Annotated in this window: 11 protein-coding genes; 4 read left to right on the forward strand and 7 right to left on the reverse strand. The window is 58.2% G+C overall.

What is annotated here, in order from left to right; all coding sequences use genetic code 11:
* Positions 1-225: 225 nt before the first annotated feature.
* The 3 genes from NXF97_RS00165 to NXF97_RS00175 form a co-directional block, all read right to left on the reverse strand.
* Positions 226-1,359, reverse strand: a complete 1,134-nt coding sequence (locus NXF97_RS00165; protein WP_274956000.1) for a porin — start codon at positions 1,357-1,359, stop codon at positions 226-228.
* A 420-nt stretch (positions 1,360-1,779) separates the two neighbouring features.
* Positions 1,780-2,577, reverse strand: coding sequence for a peptidylprolyl isomerase (locus tag NXF97_RS00170; protein WP_274956001.1), 798 nt, complete (start codon positions 2,575-2,577; stop codon positions 1,780-1,782).
* A 48-nt stretch (positions 2,578-2,625) separates the two neighbouring features.
* The gene (locus NXF97_RS00175; protein ID WP_022373969.1) at positions 2,626-3,249 is read right to left on the reverse strand and encodes a septation protein A; all 624 of its coding nucleotides are present in this window, start codon (positions 3,247-3,249) and stop codon (positions 2,626-2,628) included.
* A 249-nt stretch (positions 3,250-3,498) separates the two neighbouring features.
* Here NXF97_RS00175 and NXF97_RS00180 point away from each other — a divergent pair, with 249 nt between their 5' ends.
* The 3 genes from NXF97_RS00180 to NXF97_RS00190 all read left to right on the forward strand — a co-directional run bounded on the left by NXF97_RS00180 (position 3,499) and on the right by NXF97_RS00190 (position 9,006).
* Entirely contained in the window at positions 3,499-6,210 is a 2,712-nt protein-coding gene (locus NXF97_RS00180; protein ID WP_274956002.1) for a M16 family metallopeptidase, read from the forward strand.
* A gap of 103 nt (positions 6,211-6,313) precedes the next feature.
* Complete coding sequence (locus NXF97_RS00185) at positions 6,314-7,621, forward strand: esterase-like activity of phytase family protein (protein ID WP_274956003.1); 1,308 nt, start codon at positions 6,314-6,316, stop codon at positions 7,619-7,621.
* A gap of 101 nt (positions 7,622-7,722) precedes the next feature.
* Entirely contained in the window at positions 7,723-9,006 is a 1,284-nt protein-coding gene (locus NXF97_RS00190; RefSeq protein WP_274956004.1) for an amidohydrolase, read from the forward strand.
* Between the two features lie 53 nt (positions 9,007-9,059).
* Here the strand turns inward: NXF97_RS00190 and NXF97_RS00195 are convergent, their stop codons facing one another.
* Both NXF97_RS00195 and ompR read right to left on the reverse strand, forming a co-directional pair.
* A complete protein-coding gene (locus tag NXF97_RS00195; protein ID WP_074009326.1) occupies positions 9,060-10,478 on the reverse strand; it encodes an ATP-binding protein in 1,419 nt (472 codons plus the stop codon).
* Positions 10,479-10,539: 61 nt separating this feature from the next.
* Positions 10,540-11,304, reverse strand: coding sequence for a two-component system response regulator OmpR (gene ompR / locus NXF97_RS00200; RefSeq protein WP_022373974.1), 765 nt, complete (start codon positions 11,302-11,304; stop codon positions 10,540-10,542).
* 263 nt (positions 11,305-11,567) lie between these two features.
* Between ompR and NXF97_RS00205 the strand changes: the two genes are divergently transcribed.
* The gene (locus NXF97_RS00205) at positions 11,568-12,149 is read left to right on the forward strand and encodes a hypothetical protein (RefSeq protein ID WP_274956005.1); all 582 of its coding nucleotides are present in this window, start codon (positions 11,568-11,570) and stop codon (positions 12,147-12,149) included.
* Positions 12,150-12,190: 41 nt separating this feature from the next.
* On the opposite strand, the gene NXF97_RS00210 is transcribed toward NXF97_RS00205, so the two are convergent.
* On the reverse strand, positions 12,191-13,000 hold the full coding sequence (locus tag NXF97_RS00210) for an ABC transporter ATP-binding protein (protein ID WP_274956006.1): 810 nt from the start codon (positions 12,998-13,000) through the stop codon (positions 12,191-12,193).
* Between the two features lie 6 nt (positions 13,001-13,006).
* Positions 13,007-14,047 carry a FecCD family ABC transporter permease gene (locus NXF97_RS00215; RefSeq protein ID WP_274956007.1) on the reverse strand — a complete coding sequence of 347 codons (1,041 nt, stop codon included), beginning with the start codon at positions 14,045-14,047 and terminating at the stop codon, positions 13,007-13,009.
* Positions 14,048-14,054: the final 7 nt, after the last annotated feature.

Consider the following 14,054-nt stretch of genomic DNA (forward strand, 5'->3'; position numbering starts at 1 on the left):
CACCCTAAATCATCCTGACCGAAGGGATGGGAAAGCGGAGGTATTTGTCCGCTGTGATTAGTTCAAAAGGAGTAGCAGTAAGTAGTCTCGGATACAACAGTGCCGTTTTTTCCTCGTTCTGAAGAAGGACATTCCGAGCGAAAAAAGCCCCGCGGTTCCCGAAGGTACCGCGGGGAGGAGATACTCCAAAGGTAAGCAGCCCGGAGACTGCTCAGGAGGAAAGGGTTAGAACGTGTGGTTCAGACCGACACCGAACTGGTAGCCGTTGTAGGTACCGCGGAAGTCTTTAAAGGCCTGGGGATCCGTTGCAGAGAGATCCTTGTCAAGGCCGTCGCTGCCCTGGGCGTAGGTGGCACCCATGTAGAGAGCCGTACGTTCAGAGAAGTTGTAGGCGTAAGCCACACCGAGAATAAAGGCCTTGCCGTCGTCGCCCGAGGTCTTTTCAGTAATCTTCAGGTACTGAGCGGAAGCCATCAGGCTGCCGTTACCCAGGGGAGCGGTGGCGCCCAAAAGGAAGCTGTCGGCCTTGATGCCCTTTTCGCTGGTAAAAGCAACATCCTGGAAAGCCTGGTTCTTATCCGTGTGCTGGTACATGAACATGGGCTTTACAACTTCAAAGTCCCAGGATGCGCCAAACGTAACGGCGTAGCTGTTGTCCGGAGCCTTGGCGCCGGCTTCCTGCTTAGCAGCGTCATAAACGTTCATGGAGCCCGTCAGACCAACAGCCAGGGGGCCGTTTTCATAGAGGGCACCCAAAGCGTAGTAGTGGTCGTTCTTGTCCCATTCGTGGGTGCTGTCGTCATCACCGAAGGAACCCATGGCGGAAACCGTGAGACCGTCAACCGGAGCAACAGAGAGCACGAATGCGTTGGTGTAGGTGGCGTCGCGCGTAGCAAAAGCCCCCATGCCTCCCACGCCGAACGCGGCTTCGAGGGGATCAAAACCACCCACGAGATCAAAGTCGCCGCCGGCGCTGTCCAAAGCACCGATGTTACCGGCTGCAACCGTCACGACGTCGTTCGTAACCTTCAGGTAGGCCTGGCTGCCGAAGAGGTCGCCGTCCAAGGCACCCGTATCAGACTCGTAGCTGTTTTCGAGGGTAAAGCCCACCTTCCAGCCGTTGCCGAGTTCTTCTTCACCGGTCAAACCCCAAATGGAGTCGCCGTACCATGCGTTTTCCATGGAGGTCGTCGTGGTGCGGTCCTGATCAACAGCACCGGCCGTGGTGAGCTTATCGGTGCCCGTGACAACAACGCCCGTGGAGATCGAGCCGTACAGAGAAACGCTCGCGGCCTGCACAGAGGTCATCGCGAGAGCGGCAGCAGCTGCTGCCAGAGTCATCTTAAAAGCGGTCTTCATAATGAAAAAAATTGCTCCGTTATCGATAGGGGAGAGAATTCGAATCTGGGTAACAGGCAGGCGAAATTTTTCAGCTCCTGTTAAGCATGTGAGAAATTGTAATGAGAACGATTCCTATTTAAGAATTCGAATCCTGTCTGAAATAGCATCTGATAATGAGTCTCGTTTCGCCCATAGAGAAAGTGCTATGACTTTGCGGTTTGCCCAATGCCGGCTGAAAAATTTGAGCCGACACAGCGCAAAGCCATTGTGCAGTAGGCGCGAAGCCCTGCCGGAAAACGATACGAAGGGGATGCAAAACAGCCTTTTTTGTTCCCGCCGGAGCGCATGCTGGCGCTGTGGAATTTTTGCAACAGGCGCAACAAAAAACCGCCCGCGGGTAATTCCCGGAGCGGTTTTTTTACGTCAATACGTGATGTGTTACTTCAGGGGCGTGACCTTGGCCTTTTTCACAAGGCCAGCGACATACTGCTGAACCTTCTGTTGCGCAAGGAGCTGCTTAAACTGCGGCGCCCAGGCGTTGTAGTCGGCAAAGCGCTGTGCGGCGCGCTTGCCTTCAAGCTTCACAACGTGCCAGCCAAGGCGTGACTTCACGGGAGCCTTGGCAAGTTCCCCGGCCTTAAGACCGGCAAAACCCGCGGCAAAGTCCTTGTCAAAGAGGTTGGCGCTTGTCCAGGGAATAAGGCCGCCGGCGTTGCGGTTTTCCTGGGTGTCAACGGACTGTTCCTTAGCGAGCTTGGCAAAGTCCGCACCGCCCTTAAGGTCCTTCAAAAGCTTTTCGGCCGTGGCCTGATCCTTCACGAGGATATGGCGCACCTGCACTTCCGTGTCGCCCCAGCGCTTCTTTTCGGCGTCAAAAAGCGCGCGCACATCGCTTTCGGGCACTGGGTTCTTCTTGAGGTAGTCCTCGACAAGAGCCTGCATCAGAATCGATTCACGGGCGCGTTCAATGGCGCGGCGCACGTCGCTTTTACGGTCAAGACGCTGCTTTTTGGCTTCCTGCACGAGCACGGACTGCTGGGTGAGAAGCTGCTTCACCTGATTTTCGAGTTCTTCCGTACGTTGCTGACCGCGGGCCGTGGCAGCCTTGATCATGTCTTCCTGTTCGGTCTTGGTGATGAGGTCACCGTTCACACGGAAGGCCTGAGTGGCGGCAAAAGCCGTTGTCGTCGTAAGGGCCGCAGCGGCGGCAGCAAAAACCAGTGCTTTAAGTTTCATTTTTGTGTTTCCGAATAAAAAGCCGGGGACAGAAGGCCTTCTGCGGCATCAGCCCTCGGCTTGGCCGTTATTTTGTTCTGCCGCCGCGATCCGCGTGATCCAGAACCCGAGGGCAATTGTAAAAATGAGTGTCAGACCGAGGATGCCGAAAAGTTTGAAATTCACCCAGGTTTCCGTTTCGCAGAGAAAGGCAACCAAGAGGTTGAGCCCCCCGGTGAGAAAAAAGAAAAGAATCCAGGCAATCTGCATCTTTTTCCATGCGGCTTCGGGGAGTTTTATTTGGCTCCCGAGAAGCTTTGTGAGGAAATTACGGCCCGTAATCGCGGCAAACCCGAGAATCGCCGCAAAGACCCAGTAAAGAATGGTGGGCTTAACCTTAATAAAGGTGCTGTCGTGAAGTAGGAGCGTCAGTGACCCGAACACAAGGATGATCACGAGCGAAATCCAGAGCATGGGCTCAGGCTTTTTACCGCGGGCAAGGACAATCCCGAACTGCACGACGGACGCGACGATCGCCACAAGCGTTGCCGCAAGCACGGGTGCCTGTTCGGGGTCAGCGGCGCCGCCCAAAAAGCCCTGCAGCCACGCTGCGAGTTCGGTGCTGTTACTCTGGCCGAACTTAAACGTGACAAAAAAGAGGATGACGGGAAAAAGATCGAATAAGAGTTTCACGGTGCATCTGCTCGGTGAAGTACAAAAGGGAAAGAATCCTCAGAACGGCCGGATTCTATCGGGCCCAAAGGCGGGCCGCACGCGTGGGAAGCGCTTCTGTAACACACCTTCACCGATTTTTTCTTATTATCGCGTTTCAAACCGGTTTCGGGCTCTATTGTCCCGGACATGTTTCCCCGGTAAGGGGAGAAGCGTGTAAAAACCGTTCAGGAACGCCACTCCATGTTTAAAGGATTGAAATCTCTCATCATGACGACAGCCGCGTGTGCTGCTATGGCGGGGGCTGCCGGTGCCGCTGCGCCGGCTTTGCCCCAGGCCGTGCATACTGTTGAAGGAATCAAAAGTTACGAACTCGCCAACGGACTCAAGGTCGTTTTGTTTGCCGATCAGAGTAAACCGACGGCAACCGTGAACACCACGTATCTGGTGGGGTCGCGCCATGAAAATTACGGTGAAACCGGCATGGCGCACCTTTTGGAGCACCTCATGTTTAAGGGGAGCAAAAACTACCCCGATCCGACGCGTGAATTCACGCGCCGGGGTTTCCGCATGAACGGCACCACGTGGCTTGACCGCACCAACTACTTCGTGAGCTTTACCGCAAACGACGACAACATGCGCTGGGCTCTCGGGTGGAGCGCGGACGCGATGACCAATTCCTTCATCGCCAAAAAGGATCTCGACACGGAAATGACCGTGGTCCGTAACGAATACGAGATGGGGGAAAATAAGCCCTTAAGCGTGATGCTTAAGCGCATGCAGGGCGTTCTTTTTGACTGGCACGCCTACGGCAGAAACACGATCGGTGCGAGAAGCGACATCGAAAACGTGCCGATTGAAAACATTCAGGCCTTTTATCGCAAGTGGTATCAGCCCGATAACGCCGTTCTCACGGTTTCAGGGCGCTTTGATGAAACGAAGGTCTTGGGCTGGATTCAGGAAACCTTCGGCAAGATCCCGCGCCCGACGCGCGTATTGCCTGCCGAGTGGACCGTTGAACCCGTTGCCGACGGCCCGCGCACCTTTGAAATCCGTAGGCCCGGTGAGTCGCAGCTCGTTGCCGTGGGCTACCGCATACCGTCTGCGTTAGCGTCTGACATCAACGCCGTGGAAACAGCGGTGGATGTGCTTTCCAACGCTCCCCGCGGCCGCCTTTATAAGGCCCTCGTTGAAACCGGCATGGCCGGTCAGGTCTTCGGCTGGGCGATGTCCTCCAAATGCCCGAGCTTTGTGATGTTCGGCGCCATGGTGAAAAAGGGCGACGACATCGGCCGCGCGCGCGAGATGCTCATTAAGACCGTGGAAGAAGCGTTTAAATCGCAGCCTGCGGACGAAACCGAAGTGAAGCTCTCTTTGGCCGAAGCCGCCACCGACTACGAGCGCACGCTCTCAGACCCCGAAAGCTTTGCGGTGGATCTTTCCGACTACATCGCTTTGGGTGACTGGCGGCTCTTTTTCCATGACCGCGACATGACCGCGAAGGTGACGCCTGCTGCAGTAAACAAAGCCGCCGCGGACTACTTTGTGCGCGACAACCGCGTGGTCGGGACCTTTATTCCGGACGATAAGCCCGAGCGCGCTCCGGTGATGGTGACGCCCAAACTTGAAGACGTTCTGAAAAACGCCTCGTTTAAGGAAGAGGGCGACACCGCCGAAGCCTTTGACGTGAGTCATGCCAATATTGACGCGCGCACCGAGCGCCTCACAATCAACGGCATCAAGACGGCGCTTTTACCCAAAAAGACCCGCGGCCGTACGGTTACGGTCATGACGCACTTTAATTACGCCAACCTTGACGCCGTGCGCGGTAACCGCCTGCTTGACACGCTCATCGAACCGATGCTCTCGCGCGGCACGGCTGACATGGACCGCACCGCGATTTCGGACGAACTTACCAAACTCAAGGTGCAGGGCGATGTGCTCACGTTTACGACGACGCGCGAAAACGTAGTGAAAGTCATTGAACTCATGGGGAAACTCACGTCCGCAAGCACCTTCCCCGAAAAAGAAGTCACGCAGCTTGTGCGCCAGATGGTGACGATGCTTGAAGGTAAGAGCGATGATCCGGTGACCTTGGGCCGCGATGCGCTTTTAAAGCACTTTGCGACCTATCCGGCCGGTGACCCCCGTAACGCGATGACAACGGCTGAGACTGTCGAGGGGCTTAAGACCGTGACGCGGGATGCGCTCTACGACTGGTATAAGCGCGCCGTCGCCACCACCAACGGAGAAGTGGCGGTGGTCGGCGACTTTGACGCCCAAGAGGTTAAGGCTGCTCTCAAAAAAGCGCTTGCCGCGAAAAAGCCTGCGGACGCAAAGACCGCCTGGAGCCGCTGGTACGCCGAATTTAAGCCCGTGAAGGGGGAACGCATCGTGATTGATACGCCCGCCAAGGAAAACGCAGTGCTTCTGGCGCGCGTGGACTTTAAGGCGAACCTCGAGGATAAAGCCTCTCCCGCGATGGTCACGGCCGACTGGATTTTGGGCGGCGGCACGGGGCTTTCGAACCGCCTCGTTGACCGTCTGCGCCAGAAGGAAGGTTTAAGTTACGGGGTCGGCAGCCGCGTGATGCTCCCGAAGTTCGGGGACCGCGCCTTCTGGTCGCTTTTTGCGATCACGGCACCTCAGAACCTTGCGCGCGCCGAACTCTGCGCCCGTGAGGAAATCGCCCGGATTTTGAAGGACGGCGTCACGGAAAAGGAACTGCAGGAGGCAAAGAAGGGGCTTTTGCAGAGCCGGGCCGTCAACCGCGCACAGGACGATTACCTTGCGCAGGGGTGGCTTGGGTTCCTTGCAATGGGTAAGACCTTTGCCTACAGCAAGGCCTTTGACGATGCGGTGGAAAAGTTGACCGTCGCTGACGTCAACGCGGCTCTGAAGCGCATGATCGACGAGACGTCGATTACGTGGGTGCTGGCGGGCGACGCCGCCAAGGCGAAGGCCGAGGGGAAGGCCTTCTGAGGCATGGTCTTCGGCTAAAATCCGCGGCACTGCCGCAAAAATCCCGGCTGAGTCAAACCAACGATGAGGCCGGGATTTTTTTCGTATTGTTTAAGGAGTGATCATGCCTTTCATCCGGATTCTGACAGCGCTTTCTGCCGCCCTGTTGTGTGCTCAGGAAGCTTCAGCGGCCGATGCCGTCCGGGTGAAGTCTGCGACACTGCTTGATATTACCGGGCCCACCACCGACGTTTTTGCCGATGCAGCAAGTTCTGAGTCGCTCACGATTCCGGTGGCAATCTGCTCGTGCATCACGTTTCGGGGACAGACCCGTGACGGCGCGCTGTTGTTTGACGGTATCACGGACCGGGGCCCCAATACGACGGCTCCGAAGGTGCGCCGCAACGGCGAGCTCGTGAGAGGCCGCTACTTTGCCGATCCGGCATTTCCTCCGCAGATCGTGCGGCTTCGCGTCAAAGACGGTAAAGCTGTTGTCTTCGGAATGGTGCCCCTGTCCGATAACGAAGGACATCCCGTGAGCACCGTTCCCCCGGTCAATTATTCTGAAGTCGCGATGACGATTGACAACAAGGTCCTTAAGCCCGGGCGCGTTACGCTTGATCCCGAAGGGATGGCGGCGGTGCGTAAGGGCGGGGGCTGGTGGATCGCAGACGAATACGGGCCGAGCCTTTGCCGCTTTAACAGCCTCGGGGAAATGATGCGCTGCTATGCGCCGGGCTCGGGGCTGCCGCAGATTTACGGTGCGCACCGCGTTGACCGCGGTTTTGAGTCGGTCTCCGTGATGCCCGACGGCCGTGTTCTGGGTGTCATGCAGGGGGCTCTGCCCGGTGAGCATTTCGTGCGGGCCCTTATTTTTGACGAGAAAAAGCGCGTTTCCGTGCAGTACGCCTGGCCTCTGGAAAAGAATTTCTGGAAAAATCCCGATGACGTGAAAATCGGGGATATTGCCTCGCTCGGTAAAGACAGGTTTTTGCTGATTGAGCAGGGTGAGGCGAAAACGGGGCAGTGGGTGACGCGCCTTGTGACGGGAAGCCTTAAAGGCGTGCGGGCGATTGACAAATTAAGCCCGCAGAAACTCGCGGCACTCAAACCCCGTACCCGCGGCATGGTGGCCAAAAAAGTCATCATGACGCTTGAAAACCACGGCTGGAGCGCGAAAAAAGCCGAGGGCCTTGCGGTGCTCCCGGACCGCAAAACCATTGCGGTTGTAAGCGACAACGAATTCGGCATTGACGTGAAGGCCCAAAGCCGCGCGGGCAGAGCTCACGCTCCGCAGGACTACGTGCGCGAGGAAAACGGTGCCGTGACGCACCTCGGCAACCCGAGCGACGCACAATTTAAGTTTGTGCCGCGCACCGATGAGGGCGCAGAAACGCAGATGATGCTGATTGAACTCGCAAAGCCGCTTTGACGGCCTGAGTCCGCGGTCTCTCTCTCTCTCTCTCTCTCTTGAGCGCGCATCGGCGTAGCATAAAGACCTTGATTTACTTTTTTTGCCAGAAAGGAAGCATCATGGCCAATCTTGAAGACTACAGCCGCGAGATCTGTGAAACCCGCCGTGCGATTCACCGCCGTCCCGAAGAAGGGTGGACGGAGTTTGAAACCACGTACCGCGTTGTTTCAACGCTTGAAAAGTACGGGGTTTTTAAGATTAAGGCGGGCCGTGATGTGATCGATCCGGAACACGTCCTCGGTCGTAACCCGGATCTCGTTGAGAAGGCTCAGAAGCGTGCTTTGGAGCACGGCGTGCCTCAGGCTTTCCTGGACCGTCTCGGCGGCTACACCGGTGCCGTTGCGGAATTTGACACGGGGCGCCCCGGTCCCGCCGTGGGTTTCCGCTTTGACATGGACTGCGTGCTTGTGACCGAATCCAAGGACGCCTCGCACGTTCCCGCCGCCTGCGGGTTTGCCTCCGAGCGTGACGGCTTCATGCACGCCTGCGGCCACGACGGCCACACGGCAACGGGTCTGGGGCTTGCGCACTGGATTGCCGACCATAAAGATGACCTCAACGGAAAAATCCGCCTCATTTTCCAGCCCGCTGAAGAAGGTACGCGCGGCGCGAGCGCCATGACCGCAGCCGGTGTGGCTGACGACCTTGACTGGTTCTTCGGCGCGCACGTGGGCTGCGACTGCGCTCCGGGTGAAGTGGGCGTGGTGGAAAAGGGCTTTTTGGCGACCACCAAGATCGATATTTCCTTTACGGGCCGCGCTTCCCACGCGGGGTCCGACCCCGAAAAAGGCAGAAGCGCCCTGATGGCCGCGGCTGCCTGCGCGCTCATGATGCAGGGCATTCCCCGTCACGGCGAGGGTGACACCCGTGTGGCCGTGGGTACGCTCAGGGCGGGCGAAGGCCGCAACGTCACGCCCGTGCACGCCTTTATGCAGGCCGAGGTGCGCGGCGCCACCGGCGAAATCAACGAGTGGATGACAGAGCGCGTTCAAAGCATTGTGAAGGGTGTGGCTGAATCCTACGAAGTCGAAGGCAAGATGATTAAGGCGGGCGAAGCCGTTGATATGCGTGCAAGCCCTGAAGCCGCGGACCTGGTGGCTACTGTCGTCAACGCTATTCCGGGGCTTACCAGCCGGATGCTCCAGGGCGAGGGCGGCAGCGAAGACTGCTCGCTTCTGATGCGCCGCGCGCAGCAAAAGGGCGCCAAGGCCGTGTACTTCATCTACGGCTGCAAACACCACGGACACCATCGTTCCGACTTTGAAATTCAGGACGAAAAGAGCCTTCCCGTGGCATTTCAGGTGATGACAGGGATTGTGACGCGTCTTAACGGCAAAGCCTAAGAGAAAAAAGGGCTCCGCTTTTAGCTGCGGAGCCCGTGAGTTTTCTCTGGAAATCACACCACCGTCTGCGGGGGCTTCTCCTGGGCATTGGGGGCCGGCGTTTCGCCGGCATTTTTCTGCCCGTAAAGCGGGATTTTGAGGGTAACCGTAAGCCCGTGGGGTTCGGTGACCGAGAGCGTCACGGTGCCGCTTGAGCGCCGCACGATCCGGTCGACGATCGCGAGGCCCAGGCCGGTGCCTGAAACCCCCGTGCGGGCGGCGTCACCTCGCTCAAAGGGGCGCATCACGCGGTCAGCCTGCTTCATGTCAAGGCCTTCGCCCTGATCGCTTACGACAAGAAGCGCGGTTGTGCGGTCTTTTTTCACCGTGACGCTTAAATGCAGCCGGTCATCGTCGCTTCGCCCGTAGCGCTGGGCGTTACTGATAAGGTTTTGCACGACGCGCGAGAGTTCCAGCGGATGCGCCGTCACGACGATGTCGGGCTCGACATCAAGCTTTTCAATCTTGACGGCGGGGTCCGTGTCAACGCGCGCCGTTTTGATGTACTGCAGCACGGTCTGGGAGAGGTTGACGCGCTCTAAGGGCTGTGTGCTTCGCTTCGCGTAGGCCGCAAACTGGTTCACGATCATTTCCATCTGCTCAAGGTCGCTTACCATCGCGGCGTGCGTATCCTCAGGGAGACTTGCCATTTCCGTTTCAAGCCGCAGACGCGTGATCGGCGTTCTTAAGTCGTGCGAAACGCCGGCCAAAAGCACCTCGCGGTCCTGCTCCATACGGACGATATCCTGCACCATGCGGTTAAAGCTTGAATTGACTTCGCGTAATTCTTCCGGACCGCTGTCTTCGGGGAGCTTTGAAGGGACAAGGCCGCGCCCAAAAACTTTGGCATTTTCAGAGAGCTGATTCAAGGGAGCAATGAGGCGGCGCGTTAAGACCGTGGCACCCAGGATACTGGCAACGAGCGCAGCCAGGGCCCACCAGAGCCACGTTTTTCCGTACGGGGGATCAATGAGGGAGCTGTTCGTTTTGAGCCAGTAGTTGTCCCCGTCAATCGAGATTGACACCCAAAGGCCGCTGCGGCCGTTGACTTCACTTGCGAGAATCGTGTCGCTTCCGAGTTCAGCGCGGACGATGGCTTCGACGTCGGCGATGTTGCTGCGGGTGTAATTGAAGGTTTCTGAAAGCGGCACGATTTTGTCGTCGGCCTCACGCGGCAGAATCCGGAGACCTTCGCGCTTGGCGAGCACCATCAGCAGGTCGGGCCGGTAGATGGGGTCGGCGGAAATCAACGCGTAGCGCGTGAGGTTTGCCATCGAGACGATCTGCTGCGCGGTTCCGAGCGCATAGGGCGTTTCGTTTAACACACGGAAACTCTGAAGCCATCCCATCACGCTGAAGATGATGAGAAGCATCATGAGAATAAAGGTGCGCCAGAAAAGGTTCGGCGCGGGCGGAGCGGAGAGTTTTGCCACGGTGTGCGTCTGATTGAGATAAAAACGGGATCCTTGTGAGGATCCCGTCTGAGTATAACCGTTACTTTGTTTCGGGTTTTACGCCGTCTTTACCCGAAGCCGTATCGTCGGGAATAAAGACGTAGCCCAGACCCCAGACCGTCTGCAGATAACGGGGCTTGGCGGGATCGGGTTCAATGAGCTTACGAAGGCGCGAGACCTGAACGTCAAGCGACCGGTCAAAGGCTTCGTACTCGCGGCCGCGGGCCATTTCCATGAGTTTGTCGCGGGAAAGCGGCACCTTGGGGTGACGGGCAAAGGCCTTCATCACGGCAAATTCGCCGGTCGTGAGCGCAATGAGTTCACCGTTTTTGCGGAGTTCACGGCGGCCGAGGTCAAGCTCAAAGTCGCCGAAGCGCACCACGATGTTTTCCTTGCTCGGCGCGCCGGGCTGGTCCTTGGCGGGGCGGCGGCGCAGCACGGCGTGGATGCGGGCAAGCAACTCACGGGGATTAAAGGGTTTGGCGATATAGTCGTCCGCACCGAGTTCAAGCCCCACGATGCGGTCAACGTCTTCGCCGCGCGCCGTGAGCATGATCACGGGCGTCATATCCTTGCCGGCACGCAGGCGGCGGAGAATCTGCAGGCCGTCTTCGCCGGGCATCATGAGGTCGAGAATGAGCGCGTCAAAGCGTTCCCGCAGCCAGATGCGGTTCATCGCCTGGCCGTTTTCCGCGACGCTTACGGAAAAGCCGTTTTCGCCGAGGTAGCGGCGCAGCAGGTCACGAAGGCGCGGATCGTCGTCCACGACCAAAACCTTGGGTGTGCGCTGTTCATTTTCTGCCATGATGCCTGTAACTCCTATGTGCGGCGGACGGGCTTGCCGGGGTTTCTGCTGTATCTGCAGGAAACGACTCCGGAAAAAGCGGGATCCGCTCTTTGTCGTAGGGGTAATTGTGCCTGTTACAAATTCGATTGCCTGCCCGGAAAAAACGTCTGTTACAAATTCTGCGGCTTTGTTGCGTAAAAAAGACGGGCGCACTTCTAATAAAAAGTTTTAACTGAGGTAAGCTACGCCCATCGAAACGGCACAGAAGGACTTGCCCCACCGTGGTCTCGCGTGTTTTTGAAAAATTCGTGCTCATTGCCTCGTCTGTGTGCGGCTGCTGCTCCATGGCGGTCTGCGCGCAGGAAGTGCGTCAGGCTGAGCCTGAGGCAAAGACCGGGGCCGCAAACGTCGTCTCCTGGGAGGCGATGACGCCCGCCGAGCGCCAGGCGCTCTGGCCGATGCTCACCCACGAGCAGCGCCTCTTTCAGTGGCGGCAGATGAACCGGGCGGAACGCAAGGTTTTTGAAAAGGGCCTCACTGAGGATGAAAAGCGCATCATCAAGCGCCGTTTTGTGATCGATTCACGGCTTCTTGAGGCCGCCGCCAACCGCCCGCAGCGAAAACTCTCGGACGATGAAAGGCGCCTCTTGCGTCAGCAGATTATGGAAGTGCATATCGAGATCCGCCGCGGCGTTCCGTACAACTGCACCGATCCCACCAACTGCCCGAAGTCCTCATTCAGGCACCGTCAGGCAAGAGAGGCTGCGGATGCTGCGCCCAATCCGGTTTCCGCTGCGCCCTTGGCGGCCGACCATGAAAACGCGCATCCGGCCGTACCCTCTGACCTGAAGCCCGCCTCCTGACGGATTCCTCCGTGTCCACAGCGCGTACGCTGCGGGCAGAATCACTGTTTCCTCTCTAGTGCCGCATCAAACGCCGCCACACAGACGTAATCCGGGCGTTCCGGAATCGTGACGGGGAGAATTTTCACGCCCACCCCGAACGATTCGGAGAGCGTTTCTTCGGTAAGCACATTGTGCGTAAAGCCGAAGCGGTGCGTGCCGTCAGGCATCAGCACCAGCGTCTTTGTGCTGATTTCAAGCGCGTGAGCCGGAAAGTGCGTGTTGATGACGGCGCCGATTCCGAGGGTTTCCGAGAGTTCTCTTAAAACCGTGAGGACCCGCAGCTGATTTTTAAAATCAAGGTTGCTTTCAGGTTCGTCAAGCACCAGAAGTTCAGGGTTTCCCGCGAGCGCCCGGGCAATGAGCACAAGCTGGTATTCACCCCCGGAGATTTCGTTGGTGAGTTTGTCCGCAAGGTGCGCGATTCCGGTTTTTGTGAGGGCCGCAAACGCCGCTTCCCGGTCTTTTTCCGAGGGCTTGGCAAAAAGTCCGAGGCGGGCACTGCGTCCGAGCATCACCATATCGAGAACGCTGTAGATGAAACTCGCGGGCTTGGCCTGCGGAACGTACCCCACACGCTGCCAGAAGGTACGCGCGGGGACGGTACGGATGTCGGTACCGTCAATAAGGGACGCCCCGCTTTTCCAGCGCCTTAATCCGAGCATGCACTTCAATAGCGTCGTTTTCCCGGCACCGTTGCGGCCGAGGATACTCAGAATCCCGCGGCAGTCAAAGGAAAAATTGATGTCGGTGAGGACCTCGCGGAAACTGCCCGGATAGCCGTAGGAGGCGTGAGAGACGTCAAACTGCATGGCGCATCACCTCACAAGGCCCGTGCGGCGTAATAAAAGGATAAAAAGGGGCGCGCCGATCACGGCGGTCAGAATCGAAACCGGAATTTCAAGTTCCGCGGCGCACCGCGCCGTGGTGTCGGCGGCGAGCACAAAAAGCGCGCCGATTAAGAAACTTGCCGGAATCACGCGGCAGTTGTCTGCCCCGAACATGAGCCGCGCGCAGTGGGGGATCAAAAGCCCCACCCAGCCGATCAGTCCGCACATACTCACCACGCCCGCCGTGATCATGGTGCTTGCCACAATGACCGCGATTCTTAACTGCGTCACCGGAATCCCCAGCGACCGCGCTTCGTCTTCAGGTAGCGACAGGGCATTCATCTTCCAGCGCAGGCAATAAAGAACCACGGAGCCCGCAAGGATAAACGGCAGCCCCAGCCACAGCGTTTCCATCGTGGCCCCCGTGAGACTTCCCATAAGCCAGAAGGTAATCGAGGGGAGCATGTCCTGGGGATCGGCTACAAACTTCACAAGGCTGATTAAGGCGGAAAAAAGCGCCGCAATCACCAGGCCCGAGAGAATGAGCATCAGAATCGAGCTTTGTCCCCGGATGCGGCTTACAAAGCAGACAAGCACCACGGCCCCGAGGCCCGTCGCAAGGGACGCAGCCTGCACAAGTGCCGCGTCAAACCCCAGCAGAATCCCCAAAACCGCGCCGAAAGCTGCGCCGGTCGCAACGCCCAGTGTGTCCGGGGTTGCAAGGGGATTGGAAAAAAGCGCCTGAAAGCCCGCTCCCGCGGCCGCAAGCCCCGCGCCCGCCGCCACCGCGAGAATGACGCGGGGGAGTCTTACGTTCACAACCACCGAATAAATTGTTTCATCGGGTCGCGGCCCCTGCGTCACCCAGGCTTTCAGCGCCGCAAGAACGTCAGCGACGGCCACAGGAAAGCCGCCGCTGGCAAGCGCCATGCAGGCCCCTGCAATGAGCGCCGCCCAAAGGCACGCGGTTGCAGGCCCCCAGGCGAGCCACCGGCTCGTAAAAAGTGATGAAACGCGGGGTCGTGTCACGGGTCGG

The sequence above is a fragment of the Duodenibacillus massiliensis genome (assembly GCF_928721995.1).
Taxonomy (GTDB): domain Bacteria; phylum Pseudomonadota; class Gammaproteobacteria; order Burkholderiales; family Burkholderiaceae_F; genus Duodenibacillus; species Duodenibacillus massiliensis.